Origin of the sequence: Aliivibrio sifiae (assembly GCF_002954705.1) — a bacterium.
GTDB classification, from domain to species: Bacteria; Pseudomonadota; Gammaproteobacteria; order Enterobacterales; family Vibrionaceae; genus Aliivibrio; species Aliivibrio sifiae_A.
On record NZ_MSCO01000002.1, the window covers coordinates 333,923 to 355,916 of the forward strand.

At 38.6% G+C, this 21,994-nt stretch carries 23 protein-coding genes; 16 read left to right on the forward strand and 7 right to left on the reverse strand.

What is annotated here, in order from left to right; genetic code table 11:
• From BTO22_RS12485 to BTO22_RS12500, 4 genes are all read left to right on the forward strand, one after another.
• Window positions 1-1,275, forward strand: coding sequence for an SAM-dependent methyltransferase (locus BTO22_RS12485; RefSeq protein WP_105055811.1), 1,275 nt, complete (start codon window positions 1-3; stop codon window positions 1,273-1,275).
• Window positions 1,276-1,355: 80 nt separating this feature from the next.
• Window positions 1,356-1,928, forward strand: coding sequence for a DUF2878 domain-containing protein (locus BTO22_RS12490; protein ID WP_105055812.1), 573 nt, complete (start codon window positions 1,356-1,358; stop codon window positions 1,926-1,928).
• Window positions 1,885-2,379, forward strand: a complete 495-nt coding sequence (locus BTO22_RS12495) for a chalcone isomerase family protein (RefSeq protein WP_258132583.1) — start codon at window positions 1,885-1,887, stop codon at window positions 2,377-2,379. Before BTO22_RS12490 ends, BTO22_RS12495 begins: the two co-directional genes overlap by 44 nt.
• Complete coding sequence (locus BTO22_RS12500; protein WP_105055814.1) at window positions 2,379-2,897, forward strand: DUF3833 domain-containing protein; 519 nt, start codon at window positions 2,379-2,381, stop codon at window positions 2,895-2,897. The genes BTO22_RS12495 and BTO22_RS12500 overlap by 1 nt, the downstream gene beginning before the upstream one ends.
• Window positions 2,898-2,989: 92 nt before the next feature.
• Here BTO22_RS12500 and BTO22_RS12505 read toward each other — a convergent pair whose 3' ends face one another.
• Window positions 2,990-3,937, reverse strand: coding sequence for a ChaN family lipoprotein (locus BTO22_RS12505; RefSeq protein WP_105055815.1), 948 nt, complete (start codon window positions 3,935-3,937; stop codon window positions 2,990-2,992).
• 181 nt (window positions 3,938-4,118) lie between these two features.
• On the opposite strand from BTO22_RS12505, the gene BTO22_RS20000 reads away from it, so the two are divergent.
• Window positions 4,119-4,256 carry a hypothetical protein gene (locus BTO22_RS20000; RefSeq protein WP_181044644.1) on the forward strand — a complete coding sequence of 46 codons (138 nt, stop codon included), beginning with the start codon at window positions 4,119-4,121 and terminating at the stop codon, window positions 4,254-4,256.
• 39 nt (window positions 4,257-4,295) lie between these two features.
• Here the strand turns inward: BTO22_RS20000 and BTO22_RS12510 are convergent, their stop codons facing one another.
• Genes BTO22_RS12510 through BTO22_RS12520 form a run of 3 tightly spaced genes read right to left on the reverse strand, consistent with a single transcriptional unit; the run spans window position 4,296 to window position 8,602 of the window.
• Window positions 4,296-6,176 carry an alkaline phosphatase D family protein gene (locus BTO22_RS12510; RefSeq protein WP_105055816.1) on the reverse strand — a complete coding sequence of 627 codons (1,881 nt, stop codon included), beginning with the start codon at window positions 6,174-6,176 and terminating at the stop codon, window positions 4,296-4,298.
• A 52-nt stretch (window positions 6,177-6,228) separates the two neighbouring features.
• On the reverse strand, window positions 6,229-7,668 hold the full coding sequence (gene phrB / locus BTO22_RS12515; protein ID WP_105055817.1) for a deoxyribodipyrimidine photo-lyase: 1,440 nt from the start codon (window positions 7,666-7,668) through the stop codon (window positions 6,229-6,231).
• The gene (locus BTO22_RS12520) at window positions 7,658-8,602 is read right to left on the reverse strand and encodes a YbgA family protein (RefSeq protein WP_105055818.1); all 945 of its coding nucleotides are present in this window, start codon (window positions 8,600-8,602) and stop codon (window positions 7,658-7,660) included. The genes phrB and BTO22_RS12520 overlap by 11 nt, the downstream gene beginning before the upstream one ends.
• Before the next feature lie 150 nt (window positions 8,603-8,752).
• On the opposite strand from BTO22_RS12520, the gene tyrR reads away from it, so the two are divergent.
• From tyrR to BTO22_RS12535, 3 genes are all read left to right on the forward strand, one after another.
• The gene (gene tyrR, locus BTO22_RS12525; RefSeq protein ID WP_105055819.1) at window positions 8,753-10,297 is read left to right on the forward strand and encodes a transcriptional regulator TyrR; all 1,545 of its coding nucleotides are present in this window, start codon (window positions 8,753-8,755) and stop codon (window positions 10,295-10,297) included.
• A gap of 11 nt (window positions 10,298-10,308) precedes the next feature.
• Window positions 10,309-10,866 carry a ribosomal protein S5-alanine N-acetyltransferase gene (rimJ, locus tag BTO22_RS12530; RefSeq protein WP_105055820.1) on the forward strand — a complete coding sequence of 186 codons (558 nt, stop codon included), beginning with the start codon at window positions 10,309-10,311 and terminating at the stop codon, window positions 10,864-10,866.
• A 131-nt stretch (window positions 10,867-10,997) separates the two neighbouring features.
• The gene (locus BTO22_RS12535) at window positions 10,998-11,207 is read left to right on the forward strand and encodes a hypothetical protein (protein ID WP_105055821.1); all 210 of its coding nucleotides are present in this window, start codon (window positions 10,998-11,000) and stop codon (window positions 11,205-11,207) included.
• An 83-nt stretch (window positions 11,208-11,290) separates the two neighbouring features.
• Here the strand turns inward: BTO22_RS12535 and bioA are convergent, their stop codons facing one another.
• Window positions 11,291-12,571 (reverse strand): adenosylmethionine--8-amino-7-oxononanoate transaminase, encoded by a 1,281-nt coding sequence (gene bioA / locus BTO22_RS12540; protein WP_105055822.1) that lies wholly within the window; start codon window positions 12,569-12,571, stop codon window positions 11,291-11,293.
• Between the two features lie 160 nt (window positions 12,572-12,731).
• Between bioA and bioB the strand changes: the two genes are divergently transcribed.
• The 4 genes from bioB to bioD are packed head-to-tail and all read left to right on the forward strand — an operon-like array spanning window position 12,732 to window position 16,421.
• Window positions 12,732-13,784 (forward strand): biotin synthase BioB, encoded by a 1,053-nt coding sequence (gene bioB / locus BTO22_RS12545; protein ID WP_105055823.1) that lies wholly within the window; start codon window positions 12,732-12,734, stop codon window positions 13,782-13,784.
• Window positions 13,768-14,919 carry an 8-amino-7-oxononanoate synthase gene (gene bioF / locus BTO22_RS12550; protein ID WP_105055824.1) on the forward strand — a complete coding sequence of 384 codons (1,152 nt, stop codon included), beginning with the start codon at window positions 13,768-13,770 and terminating at the stop codon, window positions 14,917-14,919. The genes bioB and bioF overlap by 17 nt, the downstream gene beginning before the upstream one ends.
• A gap of 7 nt (window positions 14,920-14,926) precedes the next feature.
• Window positions 14,927-15,748: a malonyl-ACP O-methyltransferase BioC gene (gene bioC, locus BTO22_RS12555; RefSeq protein ID WP_105055825.1), complete on the forward strand. Its 822-nt coding sequence runs from the start codon at window positions 14,927-14,929 to the stop codon at window positions 15,746-15,748.
• A complete protein-coding gene (gene bioD, locus BTO22_RS12560) occupies window positions 15,741-16,421 on the forward strand; it encodes a dethiobiotin synthase (protein ID WP_105055826.1) in 681 nt (226 codons plus the stop codon). The genes bioC and bioD overlap by 8 nt, the downstream gene beginning before the upstream one ends.
• A gap of 233 nt (window positions 16,422-16,654) precedes the next feature.
• Here bioD and BTO22_RS12565 read toward each other — a convergent pair whose 3' ends face one another.
• Window positions 16,655-17,533, reverse strand: a complete 879-nt coding sequence (locus BTO22_RS12565) for a LysR family transcriptional regulator (RefSeq protein ID WP_105055827.1) — start codon at window positions 17,531-17,533, stop codon at window positions 16,655-16,657.
• A gap of 115 nt (window positions 17,534-17,648) precedes the next feature.
• On the opposite strand from BTO22_RS12565, the gene BTO22_RS12570 reads away from it, so the two are divergent.
• From BTO22_RS12570 to BTO22_RS12585, 4 genes are all read left to right on the forward strand, one after another.
• On the forward strand, window positions 17,649-18,716 hold the full coding sequence (locus tag BTO22_RS12570; RefSeq protein ID WP_105055828.1) for an HlyD family secretion protein: 1,068 nt from the start codon (window positions 17,649-17,651) through the stop codon (window positions 18,714-18,716).
• Window positions 18,717-18,729: 13 nt separating this feature from the next.
• A complete protein-coding gene (locus BTO22_RS12575) occupies window positions 18,730-19,755 on the forward strand; it encodes a DUF2955 domain-containing protein (protein WP_105055829.1) in 1,026 nt (341 codons plus the stop codon).
• A 123-nt stretch (window positions 19,756-19,878) separates the two neighbouring features.
• Entirely contained in the window at window positions 19,879-20,883 is a 1,005-nt protein-coding gene (locus tag BTO22_RS12580) for a glycosyl transferase family protein (protein ID WP_105055830.1), read from the forward strand.
• A 184-nt stretch (window positions 20,884-21,067) separates the two neighbouring features.
• A complete protein-coding gene (locus tag BTO22_RS12585; RefSeq protein WP_105055831.1) occupies window positions 21,068-21,337 on the forward strand; it encodes a DksA/TraR family C4-type zinc finger protein in 270 nt (89 codons plus the stop codon).
• Window positions 21,338-21,405: 68 nt separating this feature from the next.
• On the opposite strand, the gene BTO22_RS12590 is transcribed toward BTO22_RS12585, so the two are convergent.
• On the reverse strand, window positions 21,406-21,900 hold the full coding sequence (locus tag BTO22_RS12590; RefSeq protein ID WP_105055832.1) for a GNAT family N-acetyltransferase: 495 nt from the start codon (window positions 21,898-21,900) through the stop codon (window positions 21,406-21,408).
• Between the last annotated feature and the right edge of the window lie 94 nt (window positions 21,901-21,994).

The window sequence follows — 21,994 nt, forward strand, 5'->3', positions numbered from 1 at the left end:
ATGGCTAGTAATCAAATAGAGAGACCAGCATTGAAAGAGTCAGTGCTAATCGATAAGAAAAATCATAAGTCAATGCGATGGATTGATGGCATGGCACGTAAAGTGTTATTGGATTATTTAGGAAAAATGACTCAAGCGTCACTAACAATAAACGATGAATTTGGACAAGTGGTTTTGGGAGACCCATTAGCCTATCTGAAAGCAGTCGTCGAGATCAATAACACCGAAGCGTATCGAAAAATTTTATTTGGTGGTGGCATTGGTGCGAGTGAGGCCTATGTCGCAGGTTGGTGGACAAGTCCAAATCTAACAAAGGTGATTCAAGTGTTAGGTCGTGAAGAAGGCGTACTTGATCGAGTAGAAAATAGCTTTAGTAAACTGGTTCAATTCTTTGATTTAATCAATCACAAACGCAATAAAAATACCAAAGAAGGGTCTAAAAAGAATATCTTAGCACATTACGATTTGGGCAACGAAATGTATAAAACGTTTCTAGATAAAGAGATGCTATATTCAAGTGCTATCTATCCCAATGTTGATGCCAATTTGGAAGAAGCTCAGTTATTTAAATTACACACCATCTGTGAGCGACTTGAACTAAAAGAAGGTGAAACCTTACTTGAAATCGGTACGGGCTGGGGAGCGTTAGCCATTTATGCAGCACAACATTATGGTGTTAATGTTACCACGACGACGATTTCTGATGCGCAATATGACTTTGCAGAACAAAGAGTAAAAGCCCTAGGCTTAGAAGACCGAATTACCCTTCTAAAGCAAGATTATCGAACACTTGAAGGTCAGTACGACAAATTGGTTTCGATAGAAATGATAGAAGCGGTGGGACACGAATACCTAAGCACTTTCTTTGATGTGTGCAGCCGACACCTTAAACCTGAAGGTAAAATGTTAATCCAAGCAATTACCATTGCAGATCAACGTTATGACCAATACCGTAAAAGCGTCGATTTTATTCAGCGATATATATTTCCTGGGGGCTGTTTGCCATCGGTTAGTGTTATGGCGAATAAAGTAGCTCAAAACACAGATATGGTGATTACTTCTCTACATGACATCGGTTTAGATTATGCAAAAACATTACGTCATTGGTATGAACGTTTTGATGATGCAAACAGTGATTTAAAACAGATGGGTTATGGTGATGATTTTATCCGTTTATGGCAGTTCTACCTTTGTTACTGTGAAGGTGGTTTTTTAGAACGCAAAATAAGCACTGTGCATTTAGTGGCTGCAAAACCACAACATGGAGTGTGCTAGTCGATTATTATTTGCATTATACCAATCTAGATAAGTCAGCAAACAAGTACTTATTTAGGTTGGTATTGTAGGAGGCTTCAATGTCACGTTATTTCCCACTTATTAATGCTATTTGGTTTCAATTGGTGTGGTTTTCTGTGATCCTTTATCAACAGCAAGCCGTTCCTTTCTTAGTCGTTTCAATATTACTTCATCTTTTAGTATCACCAACTCGAAAAATAGACTTTTATTTACTCATTTTCATTTCGATGTTAGGTGTCTTTGGTGATGTGCTACTGTCATTTACTGGCGTGTATCAATTTCCGAATGATGCATTAATACCAGTGTGGCTTATTTTATTATGGTGTCATTTTGGTTTTGCTATTAATCACAGCTTAGGATGGCTATCTCGTTTCAATCTTGGACTTATTGCTTTGCTTGGTGCGATTGCAGGCCCACTAAACTATTTAGCTGGTCATCGATTAGGCGCTGTTGATTTCTCATATTCATATCAAATCACTTTATTTTCAATTGGAGTGATCTGGGTAGTCAATCTACCCGTATTTATTATTATTCAAAAGCGTTTAAGAGCAAGAATAAATAATGAGGGGAAGGGTCATGAGAAGATTGATGAGTATACTCACCATAGTAATAAGCCTATTAACAATAAATAATGTGGCAGCCGCTCCATTACAAGGCTTACAAAGTAGCGGTAAATCAGAGCTGTCATGGTTCTTAATCTCAGTGTATGAAGCGCAGCTGTTTACTACTTCAGGCCAGTTTATCTATGGTCAATACCCACAAGCACTTGAGATTGAATATTACCGTAATATCACTAAAGAAAATCTAATTAAAGCGACTAAAGATCAATGGGAAGAACAATCTATTAAGCATCCTGATTTAGATTCTTGGTTAGTTGAATTAGAACAAGTATTTCCTGATGTGAAACCTGAAGATAAGTTAGTTTTTAGCATTGATGAGATAGGGAATAATCAGTTTTTTCTAAATGATAAACCTATTGGAAAAATAGCGAATAAAGACTTTTCTCAGCTTTTTCTTGATATTTGGGTCTCAGAAAAAACCACTTATCCAGATTTACGTCTTGAATTGATAGGAGATAGATAATGAAAAAGATAGTCCTATTTGTTTTTAGTATTCTATTAGTCGGTTGCTCTTCTCAAGACATTAATGATTATGCAGAGACAACGCCTGAATTTTCAATGAAGGCCTTTTTTCAAGGTGATTTAAAGGCCGAAGGGATAGTAAAGGACTTTAATGGCACTGTGATAAGAACGTTTACCGTTGATCTTCAGGCTAACTGGAAGGCGGATACATTAACCTTAGACGAACAATTTCTATTTAATGACGGTGAAGAGCAAGAACGAACGTGGGTGATTCAAGATTTAGGTGATAACTCGTACACAGGAACTGCCAGCGATATTCTTGATACAGCTTATGGGAAAAGTGCAGGGAATGCCCTTAACTGGAAATACTCGATGGTATTAAAGGTAGATGATTCAGAATATGAAGTTGAATTTGATGATTGGATTTATCTAATCTCAGATAGTGTTGTTATTAATCAAACCGAAATTTATAAATGGGGTATACAAGTAGGTGAAGTTGTACTTGTTATCCGAAAATAAGTAAAAACCTTGAAATGAAACATGCCGCTAAACCAAAACCACCCACTTTGATTCCCTCGTCGAAGTGAGTGGTTTTATTTTTTATGCGTTAATTATTTACATACAAGGTCATTGTTACGATTTTTAATTGCTTTGTATGCTTTCATCATGTTTTCTTGTTTTACAAAGCGTTTCGGTGGGGCTAAAACTTCCAGTTGATAGTCAGAGCCGTCATTAGAGGCTTTTTCTATTGGTGAGATAACCACAACATTAAGCTTTGGGTTTAATTTGACTATTTGTGCCGCTGTCCCTAGACCATTCTCAATATGAAACTTTCCTGCAATGTGCATAATTTGAGAACTAGGATGGTCACTTATGTAATTGACGATACTTTCCGCCATTGTGGCATCCCATGTCATTTGAGCAGCAAATTGTTTTTGAGTTTGTTCTTCATCGCCATGGTGCATAGAAGCTAAGAATTTAGACTTATAAGGAGAGTCCGTAAGGTCAATGTTTTCAGCTAGCCATGATTTTTCATCTATATCGAGTTTATCTACATAACTAATGCCTTGTTGACCAATGCATTTTACGATTGGCTTTGGGGCGTTTGCAGCGATAACATCGCGTCCTTCAGCTTTTGCGATTTCAACTAATGGACGATAGTCACTTTCATAATTAGGCCACGCTTTCGCGTCAGATATTAACGTTTGTTCGCCAATTTTTCCTGACAAATAATCATCAACAACTGTTTGTTTATTACGACTGAACTGCTCCATAGATAACGCTAATTTAGGGTTTGTTGCAGAGAGCTCTTTAAATAAATCGGTTTGAAAGCGATGGATAGCGGCATGAGTGTGCCACTCACCAACCAGAATAACATCAGCTTTTATTATCTCATTAGGTAAGGTTGAAAGAGATAAAGGCAAGCCTGTTGGTGATAGTAATTGATAATCATAGAAACTGGTGATAGCTTGGAAAGGTGTCGATGTCGATTGAATTTGTTGACTGCAACCTGACAACAAAAGAACAGAAGCAAGAGAAAATAAAACCGTGGATTTCATAATAGAGATTCAGTAGAGAACAGTCCTATAGAGTAGGATAAAACGAGAGATAATTCAATCTTAATAATAATCATTACCATTTGTAGTGGTGCGATTTGAATAGGATTTTGTATATCTGTCACAGTATTGCAATTCAAGACTCGTATAATCGGGCTCTTGGAACTCACATAAGGATATTAATATGAGTGCAGACTACCTTGATAAAACTAGGTATCATGAAGAGTTGGAATTAGAGTGGCTAGACGCAATTGAAACGGGTCTATACTTCCATAACTCAATAGAGGTTGAGAGTGGTTCTGACACTACCCTCAACGATTAATGTTTTCAGTTCTTACTATTTTTAATAGTACAAAGTGATTCAGTCACTTGATTTAGGCAAGAAGGAAATAGATTCTCCTTCCGCGGTTAAAATCGAAATCTGCTCCGGCTTGCCTTTTTCATCCAACCTTAATTCCCCAATTGAGCTTTTATTAATTAGTTTATCGTTATTTGTGACCGATGGATCTCGTTTGGTAACTAATAAATTCTTACGCTTTGTAAACCAGTTTAATGGAGAGTGTGGGCTATAGAGTACTCTGTCCATAAAATCACAAAAACGAAGTAAGACATTAGGAAACTCGTTTTTAAACCCACTACAAGTAATTTGGTAGATATCAGGGCTTGATTTACTGTGACGCAATTTAATATCATAGGCGAAAGAATAATGCACATCACCAGATAGAATGACAAAGTTTTGTGGTGTTTTAGGGTGAGTAAGAATACTCAATAATGTATTCGCTGAGCCTGGGTGAGCCATCCAGTTTTCTGCATCAATCACTAACGGTTGTCCTAACATAGTCATTGTTTTTTGCAGGGCTTCAATAAATTTAACCCCAAAAATAGGCGCAGCAGAGATGATGATGATCGCTTCTTGTCCAATAAGCTCATGCTGAAAATCAAGCATTGCCTCCCAATCCATCAAACCTGATGGTTTATTAGTATTGGATTCAGAACGCCAACGACGAGTTCGAGTGTCTAACACCACGATTTTAGGCGTCGTATGGATAGAGTAATGCCACTGTTCAAATCGAGTTAACTGCCTGATAAGTTGTATATGTTTATCATGAGTGTAGTCGCTAAAGAGCTGACGGAAACCATCTAAAAATTCATTATCAAATTGCTCAGGATTATTTCCCCAGCCCTGACACAGAAAGTAGCCCATTAAGCCATTGCCAATAACTTGAGCTGCGAGTGGATGCCCATTAACGGCATTCTCCCAGCCAATGGTTAAATTCCAATCATCAGTGATGTCGTGGTCATCAAAGATCATGTAAGTCGGTATATGCGCAAACAGTTGTTGGACGTCATTCAACCCTTGCACAAATTGGTCAATAATGATTTTTTCTGTTTTCCAGCAAGCGTGCCATTTTTTATCTAATTTGTTATCAGGATCAGGAAGTGACGCGGGCAGACTTACACATTCCCACAATGCAGGCGACCAAACTAATAAATACATGACGAAGAATTCGGCACAGGTGATTAGATGATTTTCGTGCTCACTGGAGCTAAAAATGGGACGAGACTTATATAGATTCCATCGAGAAAGAAAATTAGTATTATCAACATAGTGCGGCAAAAGCTTATCACGCTGATAAAGGTTATGTTGATGGGCGTAAAGCGAAGTACTTGTTGGGATAGCTGTATCAGGAAGCGATTCTTCAAATAACTCTAATTGAGGAATGATTTGCTGAATCGCCATTAACATCGGTCCTGCGACATCATCTGCATAGATTTGGTCACCACTCATCATTAATAGTGAAGCTCTCTCTTCAAGCGCTTGTGTTTTCAATTGTTGATTGGCGATGACTAAGCTGTCTTTGCTAGGATAATGAGGATTACGGCATGAACCATGTAAGACATAATCAGCTTTCTCTTTAATGATGAATGAAAAGAGAGATTCATTAGAATAAAGCGTATTAGGTAACAAACCAGATAATGTGCCATGTTGAGTTATTATATCGTATTCGAGCGCTTGATTTACCGGAAACTCCGCTTGGCATTGCAGTAGATATACCCAAGCATGGTGACCGATTTGAATGCATTGTTTATCTGTGATCATAAACTCAAGTGAGTTATCTGCCCATTGAATTAGGGCATGACCTTCGAGGCGTTCTGAAGTCGTTAGCCATAATTTGACTTCAGTCGCACTCGATTTTCTAATAATAGGCCCAGCAAGAACTAACGGTAGTGATTTAGACATCAATTAATACAACTCTTTATAACAGATGAGACCATCATAATACTTGCTATGGCTAACTTGCAATATCCTGAGCTTTGGCTTGCTTATAGATATCTAATGTCTTTAATCGTTGTACTGCATGCTCAATAATAGGCTCTACATAATTATCCGGTTTTAATAGCGGCTTGTTATTGGGTTGATGCAATAGCTTTCCTGTTAGTTCCGTTAACTCTGGTAGCCAATGTTTAATAAAAACACCATTATTATCAAACCGTTCGCTTTGTGTTGTGGGGTTAAATATGCGGAAGTAAGGCGTACTATCGCAGCCTACCGATGCGCACCATTGCCAACCTCCATTATTTGATGCAAAGTCACCATCAATAAGTTTTGACATAAAGTACTGCTCGCCCCAACGCCAATCAATGTGTAAGTCTTTGACTAAAAAACTGGCAGTGATCATTCGCAGGCGATTATGCATCCAACCGGTATTGTTGAGTTGCTTCATTGCAGCATCCACAATAGGAAACCCAGTTTCGCCATTACACCATTGCTCAAACTTATCGCTGTCGTTATTCCATTGAATGTATTTGTCAAAACTCAAAAAAGCGTGGTTTTTAGACAACAATGGATAAAAGTAAAGTAGATGAGTGTAGAACTCTCGCCATATTAATTCATCAAGCCAGATCTCTTGTCCCTGAGTTAGTTGATTATTCGCTTCTAGGTGTAATCGTAAAATACATTGCTTTGCTGAAATTGCACCAATAGCCAGATAAGGAGAAAGTTGACTTGTCCCTTCAATTGCTGGGTAATCTCGTTGGTCATTATATTGTTGTGATTTTTCACGACAAAATTGACGCATGGTATTAACTATTGTTTTATTTGATACAGGCCATGCTTTACTTTCATTACTGATAGAGTTGGTAAATTCGTGTGCATTATAACTTTTCAATGAGTCGAGTTGCGGACTCGATAGTTCAACTGAAGCGGTCACTTTTTCAATGGTTGGAAAGTGTTGATAAAAGTACTCTCTCCACGCTTTTTTAAAGGGTGTAAAAACCTTGTAGGGCTGGTGGGTTTTATTCAATACTTTTCCAACTTCTACAGCACATTTTGCGTCGTAAAAAGCACATTGAACATCAGATAGTTGTGCTGCAACATCGGCATCTCTGCTTAATTCATCTGCTTCATATTCTTTATTGGCAAATAGATGTGATATACCAAGATCGTTACACAATGTGTGAAGCTGTAGTGGTACATCTTTAAACCAAGGACAGGATAACACCAGTAGTGGAATATCTAGTGCGTGCAGCTCTTTTTTAAGTTCAAGCAAACGCCTCTTTATCAGATCGATTTGAATTGACGCTTTATTGTGTTGTTGCCATTGAGATTCACTGGCAACAAAGATGGCGACAGTAGGCGCTTGATTAGCAAGAACGGCAGATAACGCTGGGTTATCCGCCAATCTTAAATCGGTACGAAACCAAACGCATTGCATGGTTGGTTTATAATCCATAGCGTAATCTCAATTCTTGAGGATATGGATTAAGGAAAGATTGCTTTGCTAAATACTCATTTGTATGAATACCTAAATGGTGTTTAATTAAGGTAATTGGTGAAAGCAAAGGCAATAGCCCTTGATTGTAATCTTGGATTATTTGAGCAAGCTCTTGTTTTTGTGGTGACTCAAGTTCTTTTTTGAAATATCCCTGAAGATGCATTAATACATTCGTATTGTTTTTACGAGACGCTCGTATCGTCATGGTCTGCATTAACTGTGTACGATAAATAGCAAAAAACTCATTAATGTCATATTCCGCCACTTTCGCAACCAATTTACCTAAGTTTTTGTATCCAACGGTGGAGTGTGACATCAGGGTATATTTATAACGAGAATGGAAGGCAATGATTTTACCTGCTGTAGGCTCTCCATCCATAGATTTATATAGATCATTTAAACAAAATACGCGAGTAATGAAGTTTTCTTTAAGGACGGGATCAGTCAGTCGTCCATCTTCCTCTACTGGCAGCCACGGCATTTCTTTCATCAAAATTTGAGTATAAAGACCGACGCCATTTTTTTTTGCATTATTTTTGCTATATACCTTAACTCGCTCCATACCGCAGCTTGGAGAATTAGCACATACGATGTAGCCACACATCTCAGTTTCTTTTAGACGATCGACGGTTTTTTGAGAGAACTCGATCATTGAATCTGTGTAGTCTAGAGATGCGTCTTTTGAATCAACAAGGGCTATTCTTTCTTCATTTGTGATTAAACGTATCGTTGGTCTTGGTACAGACATACCGCTGCCAACTTCTGGACAAATAGGAACATAAGTAAAGTACGGGGCAAGGACTTTAGAAGCGAATTTATTACTTTTGTGCCCACCATCAAAACGAACACTTTCACCGTTAACACAGGAACTTATACCAACTTTAATATCCATGATTGACTCTCCATTGCTTATTTTTATTATCAATGAGTAATTAAACGAATTAACTCTCTATTTGGATCACTTCAGCTTGACTCTTTTTTTGTAGTCGAGCAAACTAACTGTAAACATATTGTGACACCTATCTTAGTTAAGGAAGCTTCTGTGCGTCTTGAAGTGCAATGTAAAGATCGATTAGGACTAACCCGTGAATTACTTGATATTTTGGCTTCTCAAAATATCGATTTACGAGATATTGAAATTGAAAAAACAGGGTTAATCTATCTTAATTTTCCAGAAGTAGAATTTGATGAATTCAGTCAATTAATGGCAAAAATTCGTCGAATTGAGGGAGTAATGGATGTTCGTAAAATTCCATTTCTTCCGAGTGAACGTCGCAATACAGAACTATTAGCGGTATTAAGTACGCTCCCTGACCCTGTTTTCTCTATTAGCTTAAAAGGTAAAATTGATAACGCAAATCAGGCCGTAGCCTCTTTATTTAATTTAGACAAAGAAACGCTTATTGGCCAACCAGCAAGCCTATTATTGCCTGATTTTAATATTACTTATTGGCTAGAGGAATCTCGCATTCGTCAGCGAGAATCAATGGAAATAGAAGGCGTAAATTATGTCATGGAAATCATGCCTGTTTATATCACTGATGATGACAACGCCTCTATCTTAGCCAGTGCCGTCGTTATTATTAAGCCATCGATTGATTCTCAACAAGCACGTCCATTTTTACCTGAATCATCTAATCTTGGTTTTGAACATTTTGTTGGTTCCTCGACTAAATATAAGAAGCTAATCTCTCAGGCAAAGAAGCTGTCTGATATTGATCAATCATTATTGATCCAAGGTGAAACTGGCACGGGTAAAGAAATGTTAGCTCGTGCATGTCATAGTGCTTCTGTTCGCTCAGGTAAAGCGTTTATGGTGGTTAATTGTGCTGCTATGCCAGATGATGTCGCAGAAACTGAATTATTTGGATACGCTTCTGGTGCGTTTCCAAATATGCCTGAAGGTAAAAAAGGGATCATAGAGCAAGCAGACGGCGGAACCGTTTTCTTTGATGAGATCAGCGAAATGAGTCCGCTTCTACAGATCAAATTATTGCGTTTCATTCAAGATGGTAATTTCCGCCGTGTGGGTGAAGAGAAAGAAATCCATGTTGATGTGGGGATTATTGGCGCAAGTAAGAAAGAACTTCTAGACTTAGTAGAACAAGGCGTATTCCGGGAAGATCTTTATTATCGTTTGAATGTACTGTTCTTAGAGATACCGCCATTGCGTGAACGTCCATCAGATGTTGCGACGTTATTTGAGTTTTTTGTTGCCCAACTATGTAAAGAGTTAAGTATTGTAAAACCGTCGATTTCTGAAGACGTATATGATTATTTACGCAGTTACTCGTGGCCGGGTAACGTTCGCCAGCTTAGAAGTTCGACGTTAAAAGCATTAACACAAATGGACAGAAACCAGTTAAGTACATCTCACTTTATGCTACCAATTGCTGATAATAATACGAATGTGATTAATATTAATGTGGATGGCACATTAGATGAAATAATGAAATCGTATGAGTCAAACATATTGTCAGGCTTATACAGTGAATTTCCCTCAAGCCGTAAATTAGCGAAGCGTTTAGGGGTTTCACATACTGCAATTGCGAATAAACTGCGCGATTACTGTATTGGTAAGAAGTAGGGAGAAACGACATGGATGTACATTTTGATTTTGATCATTACCAAGTTCGTTTAATTAAAAGTGCCGATGCTGTGATGATAGCGAACTACTTTATGCGTAATCGCCATCACCTCGAACCATGGGAGCCAAAGCGTGCAAATGCTTTTTTTACACCTGAAGGATGGAAACAACGTCTATTACAACTAGTTGAACTGCATAAGCATAATTTAGCTTTTTACTTCGTAATTTTTGATAAACAAGAGCACAAAATTATTGGTACGGTGAGCTACAGTAATATTACGCGATTTCCTTTTCATGCCTCTCACCTTGGTTATTCTTTGGATGAAAAGTATCAAGGAAACGGCATTATGCAGCGAGCAGTTAAAGAAACGGTTGATTGGATGTTTTCTGTGCAGAATCTTCATAGAGTTATGGCGGCTTATATTCCTCATAATGAAAAAAGTGGCAAGGTATTATCAACCTTAGGTTTCGTTAAAGAAGGTGAAGCTAAGAATTATTTATACATTAATGGAGAGTGGGAAGACCACATTCTCACTTCAAAAGTAAATGATGATTGGAAACCTGATTAGAGTTATTTCGTCATAAAAATAAGAAAAATTAAGAAAATAGGAGAAGTTAATCATAGAGATGTACTAAGTTTAGTGTAGTCTATAAGAGTTAATTTCAATTATTTTAAGATAATGATAAAGAAGGAATTTAAATGCTGAAGTTCATCAAGTTTTTACAGTTATTGATTTTAGGTGTTGTTGGTGCGTTTGTTATTCAATCAACTGTGTTGCACGGTATTGGTATTTTCAGTGAACGTTACGTCATTATGACCTTGGTATTAACGGCATTGTTAGAACTGGCTATTTTCATTATTTATAAGTTGGTAGAAGATGATTTTACTAACGAGTCGAAAAAGAAATAGTGATAAAGTAGATTTGTTGCAATGATTCAATAAAAACCGATACGCTTAATGTAGCGTATCGGTTTTTTTATGTTTACTTTTAATTAGAAGAGCTTATTTAACGCACTATCAATAGCATTAACCAATTTAGTAATGTGTTCAGGCTGCGAAATAAACGGCGGCATCATATAAATCAACTTACCAAATGGTCGTATCCAAACCCCTTGCTCGACAAAATGTGCTTGGATTTTTTCCATCTCAACAGGCGTGGTTAATTCCACAACGCCTATCGCACCAAGCCATCGAACATCGGCAACCACATCGTGTTTTTTAAGTTGAGGCAGTAATTCTGAAAAGCAGGTTTCAATCTGTTTAGTTTGAGTCTGCCAATGATTTTGTTGGATCAGTTCTAAACTGGCATTCGCAACAGCACAAGCCAGTGGATTTCCCATAAAGGTCGGTCCGTGCATAAAGCAGCCGGCGTCTCCACTGCATACAGTATCAGCAACAACTTTACTGGTGAGTGTTGCAGATAATGTCATGTAGCCGCCTGTAAGTGCCTTACCAATACACATGATGTCAGGCTCAATGTCAGCGTGCTCACAAGCAAATAATTTTCCTGTTCGTCCAAAGCCGATTGCTATCTCATCTAAAATGAGGAGTAAGCCATATTCATCACACAAGCGGCGTACTTCTTTTAAATATTGAGGGTGGTATAAACGCATTCCGCCTGCGCCCTGAACAATAGGTTCAAGGATCATAGCGGCGATTTCTTCATGGCGTTCAGCTAGCATCTTTTCTAAAGGAAGAATATCTTCAGGGTTCCATTCACCACCAAATTTACTGGTCGGTGATTCTACAAATAGATGCTCTGGTAAAAAACCTTTATATAGACCGTGCATTGAATTATCGGGATCGGTTACCGACATCGCCGCAAAAGTATCACCGTGATAACCATGTCTAACCGTCACGAATTTCGAGCGAGGTTGTCCTTTGGCGTGCCAATATTGAAGCGCCATTTTTAAGCTGACTTCAACCGCTACTGAGCCTGAATCAGCTAAAAAGACTTGCTCTAATCGAGAAGGGCTTAGTTCAACTAACTTTTTACATAAATCGACCGCAGGTTGATGAGTAATACCACCAAACATGACGTGTGCCATTTTATCGGTTTGATCTTTAATGGCTTGGTTAAGATGAGGGTGACTGTAGCCGTGAATGGTAGACCACCATGAAGACATTCCATCAACTAATTCTGCTCCATCTTCTAAATAGAGATTGACACCACTAGCGTGAGTAACAGGGTAGCAAGAAAGTGGGTTAATTGTAGATGTGTAGGGATGCCAAATGTGTTGACGGTCAAAATCCAAATCGACGCTATTGTTCATTTATTCACCAGTTGTAAACTTTATCTATCCATTAAGGTTGACAGTGTATCGTTTAACCGTAGACTAGCCAAGTATAAATAGAGACCAAAAAGCACAATCAAAAGTGGTCTGATCTTAGCAATAGCAATGGTTATAGCATGTTAACGAAAGGAATTTACACGTGGAAGTGAGACATAACTGGACAGTAGCAGAAGTACAGGCGTTGATGGATAAGCCGTTTATGGACTTAATCTTTGATGCTCAATTAGTACATCGTAAGTATCAACAAACAAACCATGTACAAGTCAGTACATTGCTATCGATTAAAACGGGCGCTTGTCCTGAAGATTGTAAATATTGCCCGCAAAGTGCTCATTACCGCACTGACGTTGATCGTGAACGCTTGATGGAAGTAGAAAGCGTTTTGGATGCGGCAAAAAAAGCGAAGAACTCAGGTTCAACCCGTTTCTGCATGGGTGCGGCTTGGAAAAATCCAAAAGAGCGTGATATGCCTTATCTGCTAGATATGATCAAAGGCGTCAAAGAGATGGGCCTTGAGACGTGTATGACGCTAGGGATGATCACCTCAGATCAAGCGGGTGAATTATCAGAAGCCGGTCTTGATTACTACAACCATAACCTAGATACCTCGCCAGAGTTTTATGGCAACATCATTACCACTCGTACTTATCAAGATCGTTTAGATACATTATCCCACGTTCGTGATGCAGGGATGAAGATCTGTTCTGGTGGCATTATCGGCATGGGCGAAAGTGACAGTGATCGTGCGGGTCTGTTTGTTGAATTAGCGAATCTTCCTCAGCACCCAGAGTCTGTTCCTGTCAATATGCTGGTAAAAGTAAAAGGCACGCCATTAGAGGATGCTGAAGACGTTGATCCATTTGATTTTATCCGTTTGATCGCCGTTGCTCGTATCATGATGCCTGAATCCGCTGTGCGTTTGTCTGCAGGTCGTGAAAGCATGAATGAGCAGATGCAAGCCTTATGCTTTATGGCGGGTGCTAACTCGGTATTTTATGGATGTAAACTACTGACAACGCCAAACCCGGATGAAGACAGCGACATGCAACTGTTTAAGAAACTGGGTGTGAATAGCCAACAAGTTGCGCAAAAACCAGATGTGGTTCAAGAGCATGAATTATTAGATCGCGTTGCTGAGCGTGTTGCTTCTCGTCCTGAAAAAGACGATCTATTCTATGAAGCGAGCGTTTAATCAACGTATTAGCTCCACACTTACTCAACGTAAGCAAGCGGGGCTGAATCGTTCTCGAACGGTAATAGAGCAAGGTAATCAATCTCGATTAGTGGTGGATGGCCAATCCTACATTAATTTTTCAGGTAACGATTATCTTGGTCTTGCTGGCAGTCAAGAATTAACTCAAGCATGGCAACAAGGTTTGGTTTTGTATGGTAGTGGCAGTGGTGCATCTCCATTAGTGACTGGCTATTCAAAACCACATGCTGATCTGGAATCTCAATTGGCTGAATGGCTTGGGTTTGATTGCGCATTATTGTTTAACTCTGGTTTTAGCGCCAATCAAGCGGTGCTTTTTTCATTATTAGAAAAAGGCGATACATTACTGCAAGATAAACTCAATCATGCGTCGTTAATGGAAGCAGGTATGCTTTCACCTGCAAGCATGAAGCGCTTTAAGCATAATGATGTTTTTCATCTAACTAAATTATTGACGACGTCTGATGATTCCCCTTCTTTGGTTGTCACTGAAGGGGTCTTTAGTATGGATGGAGATTTATCTCCGTTGGCAGAAATCGCTAAAATAACAAGTGCTAACAATACGTGGTTAATGGTGGATGATGCCCACGGATGTGGAGTGTTAGGCAGTAATGGTCGAGGTTGTAGTGATTTTTATCAAGTCACACCTGATATTTTAGTTGTCACGTTTGGTAAAGGGTTTGGTTTATCGGGTGCTGCGGTTTTATGTAACGCAGAATGCGGTGATTATTTCGCGCAATTTGCACGTCATCACGTTTATTCTACCGCTATGCCGCCTGCTCAAGCTCACGCGTTGTCTCATGCCCTTTCTATGATCCAGCAGCAAGAGTGGCGACGAGAAAAACTGACTGAACTGAGTCAACAATTTGAATCTGAGTTAGGTAGCTTTTCAGGTGCGGTGAAGACAGAGACACCAATAAAACCAATTATTATTGGTGATGCGGATAAAGCAATGGAAATTTCAGCTGCTTTGAAAAATCAAGGATTATGGACAACGGCAATTCGTCCGCCAACAATACCTTCCGGCACTGCGCGTTTAAGAGTGACACTAAGCGCTAATCACACGCAACAAGATATTAAACAGCTTACACAAGCAATAACAGAATTAGGATGATGGAGTTATGGTTAATCAAGCTGTCGCCATAGAAACCTATAATTGGACACCAGGCCAAGAGAAGCAAGCCATTCAAGCTGCATTTAGCAAAGCAGCAAATACATACGACCGCTCGGCTGAATTTCAACGTCAGGTGGCGGATACCTTATTATCTTATTTACCTCAAGATCTGTCAGGGCAGCGTATAGTCGATGTCGGTTGTGGAACAGGTTATTGCAGTGAACAACTGCTGAAGCGCGGTGCAACAGTAGTGGCGTTTGATCTCTCTCAATCGATGTTAGATAAAGCCAAAGAACGCTGTGGTGAAATAAACATTAGTTATGTTCAAGGGGATGCTGAGCAATTACCGTTTAAGAACAATGAATTTGATGTAGTTATTTCTAGTTTAGCACTGCAGTGGTGTCAGGATTTATCCGTACCGCTAGCTGAAATGAATCGAATTGCCTATAACAAAGGCAAGGTTATATTTTCAACTTTGTTAGATGGCTCACTGTTTGAGTTGAAAAATGCGTGGTCAAAGGTTGATTTATATCAACATGTTAACGATTTTATTACGCCATCTATGGTAAACCTTGCGTTAGCACAATCTGAATGTAATAAGTTTACACTAGACTGCACGCCAGTCGAGATGACGTATTCTTCTGCTCTTGCTTTAATGAAAGATTTAAAAGGAATTGGAGCAACGCATTTACCTAATGGTCGCCACTCAGGTTTATTGAGTAAAGAAAAGCTATTAGCAGTAGAAGAAGCGTATCAAGTTTTTAAGAATGAATTTAATAAGTTACCTGCTACTTATCAGGTAGGCTTTGGAGTTATAAGTAATGATTGATGCATTTTTTGTTGCAGGTACAGATACCGATGTGGGTAAAACCGTTTCATCAAAAGCGATTTTAGATGCTTTAAATATGAAAGGGCTAAATACAGCCGCATATAAACCTGTAGCAGCAGGATCTGAAGACAAAGGTGAAGGCGTCCAAAATTCTGATGCAATCCATTTACGTTCTGTAGCCAATGTTGAATTAAGTTATGAAGAAGTAAACCCATACGCATTACTATTGCCTGCATCGCCACACATTGCGGCAGAAGCTGAGAACGTAGTGATTGATTATTCTGTATTATCAAAAGGTTTAACTGCGTTGAAAGCTAAATCAGACGTGGTTTTAGTTGAAGGCGCTGGTGGTTGGCGTGTACCTGTTTCTAAAGATGATTGCTTATCAACTTGGGTTCAACAAGAGAAATTACCCGTCGTATTAGTGGTGGGTATTAAGTTAGGTTGTTTAAGTCATGCAATGTTAACGGCAGAAGCGATTCAACATGATGGTTTAGAGATCATTGGCTGGGTAGCAAATCGAGTAAATCCGGGTACTGAGCATTACGCTGAAATTATCACGATGTTAGAAGATAAAATGCCAGCACCAAAATTAGGCGAAATCCCATATATGCCAAGTGTTAAGCGCAAAAATATGGGTAAATACATTAATTTAGATGTACTAGAAGCGTAATTATACTTTTTACCTGATAGAGATAAAGCCAACACCATCCTTGATGTTGGCTTTATATTTAGGGCTCACTTAGGCTAGTTGAGTAGTTAATGAATAACAATCACCCTAAAGTCGTTTGATCATATATAAATAATATTATTACTAATATAGCAATTGCCGATTTTCTTTATAGCGATATGCCTATTTTGAACTCATTTAGCATGATAAATGAAGCTGGGCTGCATCACTAAATATTAAGAAAACGTTTCTCTAAATAGTTTCACCATCGATCTGGTTTTTTCTGGTAGATAACTTGGTGTTGGGTAAACTAAAGTAATGGTTAAATCTGTAAATGACGTTCTGGGTAAGACCTCAATGAGTTGGCCATTTTTGATTTTATCTTCAATTAATATGGATGGTAGAAGGGCAATGCCTTTACCTGAAAGTGCTAATCGTTGGAGTAGGTTAAGATCATCACTAAATAATTGATAATCAAGTCCTTGAGGGAGCAAGCTTTTATTATAACGGCTAGCAAGCAGATGAAAGTCATTTAACTGAGCTACATTATCAGGGTATCCGTTAAGAGCTAAATATTCAGAAGAAGCAACCATGCTATAAGGTATTTGAATTAAGCGTTGCTGAATATAGTCATCATGCAAAGGTTCGATGTAGCTAGGCAGAATTTGTAGATCAACATTTTCACGACGAAGATCCAACGATTGAACATGATGTTCAATCTCTAATTTAACCTCTGCATACTCCTTCATATACTGTTCAATTAGCTGGGAGAAAATCTCGGTCATTCCAAGAGCGGGTGGAATAGCCACTTTTAATCTACCTTTTGGCGTTAAATGTTGCTCCTTCATTAGTCGATTCGCATCCACTAACGTATTAATTGGATTAGAGCTTTGCTCATATAGCCATTTCCCTTGCTGGGTTAACTCAATCGCTCTTGTCGTTCTGATGAGTAATTGATGGCCAAGTGCTTTTTCCAATTCTTGTAGGCGACGACTGACTTTTGAGCGTTGTAATCCTGCAAATTGTGCAGCAGAACTAATGCCTTTTTGCCTAACAATAAGCACAAATAGATAAATGTCATCAAATGAAACCGTGCTTTCTTCGTTCTTACTCATGCTTATTGTCCTGAAAATAGGTCGTATATGAGCTATTCTGCCATCTATTCGAAATAAATTCACGCTTTATAATGAGAACCAGATCACGGCAATTTTGACTTTATCGAGAACTTCTATGCAAGCTGCAGAACAAAAATTCAAACAATGGATGCGTATCCTAATTGTACTATTTCTTATCGTAACAGCTTATCTAGTGATGTCAGACAGACTAACGCCACTAACAACACAAAGTAAGGTGCAAGGTTTTGTAGTTCAAATATCACCAGAAGTATCCGGCCGAGTCGTTGAAGTCAATCATACAAATAATCAGCTCGTTAAAAAGGGTGAGTTGTTATTTAAAATTGATGATGAAAAATACTTACTTGCAGTGCAAAAAGCAGAGATAGCATTAGCACAGGCAAAAGAGCAAGAAGCTTCATTAGTGGCTGATATTGCTGCCGCACGATCTAATGTGAAAACCAGTAAAATCACAGCAGATAATGCCAATAGAGAATATCATCGTATTAAAAAACTAGCGAAATCAGGAGCGGTGTCTGTATCTGGTTTGGATACGATTTTAACTAAGCGCGATCAAGCGGCTGCAAATTTTATGGCCTCAAAGCAAAAGCTACACGCATTGGAAGTTAAGTTGGGTAAAGGTGATGGCCAAAGTAGTACAGTGCTGTCTGCAAAAAATTCGTTAAAACAAGCGCAATTAAACTTAGAAAACACACAAGTTATTGCACAAAGTGAAGGCATAATTACCAATATGCAATTGCATGTCGGGTTATTTGCAAACGCGAATCAGCCATTATTAACGTTTATTCCTACAGATTCATTATGGATCTCTGCTGATTATCGTGAAAAAGCCACCTCAGAAATGGTTAAAGGAATGAAAGCCGAAGTCGCTTACGATGCGATGCCGGGAGAGGTGTTTCCGCTATTGGTTGAGAGTCGTGATTATGGTGTAGCTTCAGCTCAACAAAAAGCAAATGGTCAATTAAGCACAGTTGAAGTGAGTAATCGTTGGGTGAGAGATGCACAACGAGTCAGAGTCAATTTAGTTAGTGAAGAGACAATTTCCCCACGATTATTTGTGGGTTCACGAGCGACAGTGATTATCTATACTTCAGGAAATACAGTGATTGATTACATTGGTCATAGCTTAATTACCATGATCAGCTACTTACACTACATATACTAGGTGGAGTACTGAGATGAAAGCATTACGAATATGGTTTGGTTGTGTTTTAGGCTTTGCGATGTGCACGGTGTTTGGTTGGTCTAATGGCATGTTTGGTACTTTATTACCTCTGTTTATCTTATCGAATCTAAACCGCTGGAACTGGGGAATGTTTATTCAACTGTTTATCAGTGTTGTTTGGGTGAGTATTCAAGTGGCGTTAATTGTTGGCTTTCTACAACCTTATCCACTTCTAATGACCGTTGCTGTTGGTATTTTGTTGTTGTTTAAGTGTCATGCCATGCATTATAAAGCGAGCTATCTATATGGTTATACTGGGTTATTAGTTGGTTCCATTTTGTTAAATTTTGGTTCGTATGCCACTTTTGATTTAGAGGATTTTATTGTTGGAGTATGGGTTGCCGCGATTATGGTGATCCCTATTTGTGCCTTAGCTTTTTATCTATTTCCAGACCCCATTGAAGCTCATACTCCTATTTTAAAAGTAGAAGGCCAGAGTAAAGATCCAAGAGAGATGCTAGAGCAAACTGCATTAGGTTGGATGGTAGCAATGATTGTGTTTTTGATCTTTGAAATTTGCGCATTAAATGACTCTTTATCAGCCCAAGCATCGATGTTGATTATGCTTTCACCAATGACTTTAGTCGGTTCATTAATGATGGCTCGCATACGTATCATTGGTACATTAGCTGGTTGTATGGCAGCGATGGTGATGCAGTTGATTTTGTATGATCTTTACGATAATCCTATTTTGTATATTTTAAGCTTTGCTATTGCATCAGGGTATTTTTGTAAATGGTTAGCGAGTGAAAATCCAATAATGAAAGGGATTGGTTTCTCCGCTATGGCAGGGTTAACTATACCAATTACAGGCGCAGTACCGGGACAAAAAGATGCCTTCTTTGCTATTTTATATCGAATGTCATCGATAGTTGTCGCTGTCATTGTTACCAGCTTACTGATTTGGGTTTGTTATCGACTGATTAAGCTTTTTCCTATTTTCTTTCGAGGAGTAGAAAGAGAAGAACAAAGTAGCTAAAATTGCATTATAGAATTATGAGCCAAGAGGTCTGTACATTGTTACGAACTGCTCTTGGCTTTTTTTGTTTATGTGATAACGTCTGTCTAGTTGAAAATTATAAAGAAAATAACAAGGACAGTCATGAGCTCAATTATTGAATGTATTAAAACGGTAGGGCGTGGTGAGCGCAGTCGTAAGCCGTTAAGTTTTGATCAAGCCTATCAGGTAATGAAAGAATACCTTGCCGGTGAAGTATCTAGTGACAAAATGGCAATGCTGATGATGCTTATCCGAGTTCAAAATGAAACGGTTGAGGAGATCAGCGGCTTTACTACCGCCATCCGTGAATTTATTCGTAACGAACAAACGCCAGAGCTAAAAGATCTTAATGTAGATATTGATTGGGCATGTTTTGCAGGTAAGCGTCAGGTTCAAGGTCCGTCATGGCAGTTGTATGCAGCACAAATTCTAGCGAATAAAGGCTTTAGAGTATTGCTTCATGGTCACTTACAACTTGGCAGCACGCGTGAACACGTATCTCAAGTCATTGATAAGCTAAATATTCCAAGTTGTTCAAGCATTGCTGAAACGCAGAAAAAACTGGATGAAGGTAATATCGCATATTTACCACTCTCTGTTTATGCTCCTCAAGTAGAAACCATGCTGTTATGGCAACATGAATATGGTCTACGCACACCGGCTAACACTTGCGCTCGTATGCTAAACCCTGCATCCGCACCTATCTCATTACGTGGTAGTTTTCATCCTGGGTTACCTCAGTTGCACGGCGAAGCAGAATCTCGATTACAACAAGCAACAGACGACAGTTCTGAATTAGCATTATGCTTTAAAGGCATGGGCGGAGAATCAGAGTTTAACCCTAAAGTAAGTCAATCTTTGTGGTGTGCATCAAAAGGGGTATGTGAAGAGTTGTATTGGGAAGAAGCGTTAATAGAAGATTTACCAAACCTAGAAAACTGTTTGTTAGGTACTAAATCAGAGCAATTACAACTAATGGCGAACACCGTTATTTTTAATGTTGCCAATGTACTGTGGGCAAGTAAACGTGAAGAAAACTACCCAAGAGAAGAGGCAATTAAGCTTGCTACTCAATATTGGGAAGAGTATGTAAACGCACTAGACTAGTTCATGATTAAACAAATGAATCTATTAAGCCGTAATTTTTATCGTTACGGCTTTTTTATAATTATAATTATAATAATTTAGTTTATTACACCAGTGTAATAGTAATTCACATTTAGCTCTATTATCAAATCATGGTTAATAATCGATAATACTCTCCTAGTCAATCATAGATTTGGAGACCATTATGGCTAATGGATTTACAAGAGATCGTGGCGTACAAGAACAAATTGATGCCACTGTTACTGATGCAATTAATCGTGCGAGAGCACACCTTAACCATGAACATAATGAGACAGATTATTGTCTTGAATGTGGTGAGTTGATCCCTGAAGGTCGACGTAAAATCATCCCCGGTGTTGAGTTGTGTGTTGAGTGTCAGGTAAAAGAAGATGCAAGAGAAAAAGCCTTTAGTGCCTATAACCGAAGGGCAAGTAAAGACAGTCAACTAAGATAACTATTTATAAAAATGGCGGAACAAAAAAGTCCGCCATGATATTCATTATTAATGCTTTATATTAAAACTTACTTACGATTGATACGTGCCAAGAAATAGGTATTTACGTACTCACCCTGCCTAAACGCAGAATCAATTGCTTCACCTTCAATGACAAACCCGAATTTTTTATACAGAGAAAGCGCCGCGTGGTTATCTACAAACGCGTCAATCTCAATACGGCGAACATTAAGCCAATTATCAGCAAGTTCTAAAACGGTTTCAATTAGCTTACTGCCAATACCACGTCCATGATAATCATCGTGAACACCCATTCCAAAATGAGCAACATGACGAGTCCTAGGATGTGTCACTTGTTCAAAACCAATATTACCGACAACCTTGTTATCAATAAGGGCAACATAGCTATAGACGTTATCAGGTTTACTTGAAATACGTTTTTCCCAGAGAGCAGGCGATGGGAGTGGCAGTTGAAGTGTTTGCGCTTGAGCTTGTGGTTGATTATACAACTCACATAAACCATCAATGTCTTTTAATTCTGTTGGGCGAATTATTATTTCCACTACGCACATCCTTGTTCTTTATCATTAAAAAGAGAATTTAACTTATCGTTAATTGTAAAGAGTAGCAAGCGAAGAGTTGATAAAAATAATACCC

Bases quoted from the DNA above. Each gene is read 5' to 3' on its own strand.
- BTO22_RS12485 (WP_105055811.1), top strand. From the start codon at position 1: ATGGCTAGTAATCAAATAGAGAGACCAGCATTGAAAGAGTCAGTGCTA.
- BTO22_RS12490 (WP_105055812.1), top strand. From the start codon at position 1,356: ATGTCACGTTATTTCCCACTTATTAATGCTATTTGGTTTCAATTGGTG.
- BTO22_RS12495 (WP_258132583.1), top strand. From the start codon at position 1,885: ATGAGTATACTCACCATAGTAATAAGCCTATTAACAATAAATAATGTG.
- BTO22_RS12500 (WP_105055814.1), top strand. From the start codon at position 2,379: ATGAAAAAGATAGTCCTATTTGTTTTTAGTATTCTATTAGTCGGTTGC.
- BTO22_RS12505 (WP_105055815.1), bottom strand. From the start codon at position 3,937: ATGAAATCCACGGTTTTATTTTCTCTTGCTTCTGTTCTTTTGTTGTCA.
- BTO22_RS20000 (WP_181044644.1), top strand. From the start codon at position 4,119: ATGAGTGCAGACTACCTTGATAAAACTAGGTATCATGAAGAGTTGGAA.
- BTO22_RS12510 (WP_105055816.1), bottom strand. From the start codon at position 6,176: ATGTCTAAATCACTACCGTTAGTTCTTGCTGGGCCTATTATTAGAAAA.
- phrB (WP_105055817.1), bottom strand. From the start codon at position 7,668: ATGGATTATAAACCAACCATGCAATGCGTTTGGTTTCGTACCGATTTA.
- BTO22_RS12520 (WP_105055818.1), bottom strand. From the start codon at position 8,602: ATGGATATTAAAGTTGGTATAAGTTCCTGTGTTAACGGTGAAAGTGTT.
- rimJ (WP_105055820.1), top strand. From the start codon at position 10,309: ATGGATGTACATTTTGATTTTGATCATTACCAAGTTCGTTTAATTAAA.
- BTO22_RS12535 (WP_105055821.1), top strand. From the start codon at position 10,998: ATGCTGAAGTTCATCAAGTTTTTACAGTTATTGATTTTAGGTGTTGTT.
- bioA (WP_105055822.1), bottom strand. From the start codon at position 12,571: ATGAACAATAGCGTCGATTTGGATTTTGACCGTCAACACATTTGGCAT.
- bioF (WP_105055824.1), top strand. From the start codon at position 13,768: ATGAAGCGAGCGTTTAATCAACGTATTAGCTCCACACTTACTCAACGT.
- bioC (WP_105055825.1), top strand. From the start codon at position 14,927: ATGGTTAATCAAGCTGTCGCCATAGAAACCTATAATTGGACACCAGGC.
- bioD (WP_105055826.1), top strand. From the start codon at position 15,741: ATGATTGATGCATTTTTTGTTGCAGGTACAGATACCGATGTGGGTAAA.
- BTO22_RS12565 (WP_105055827.1), bottom strand. From the start codon at position 17,533: ATGAGTAAGAACGAAGAAAGCACGGTTTCATTTGATGACATTTATCTA.
- BTO22_RS12570 (WP_105055828.1), top strand. From the start codon at position 17,649: ATGCAAGCTGCAGAACAAAAATTCAAACAATGGATGCGTATCCTAATT.
- BTO22_RS12575 (WP_105055829.1), top strand. From the start codon at position 18,730: ATGAAAGCATTACGAATATGGTTTGGTTGTGTTTTAGGCTTTGCGATG.
- BTO22_RS12580 (WP_105055830.1), top strand. From the start codon at position 19,879: ATGAGCTCAATTATTGAATGTATTAAAACGGTAGGGCGTGGTGAGCGC.
- BTO22_RS12585 (WP_105055831.1), top strand. From the start codon at position 21,068: ATGGCTAATGGATTTACAAGAGATCGTGGCGTACAAGAACAAATTGAT.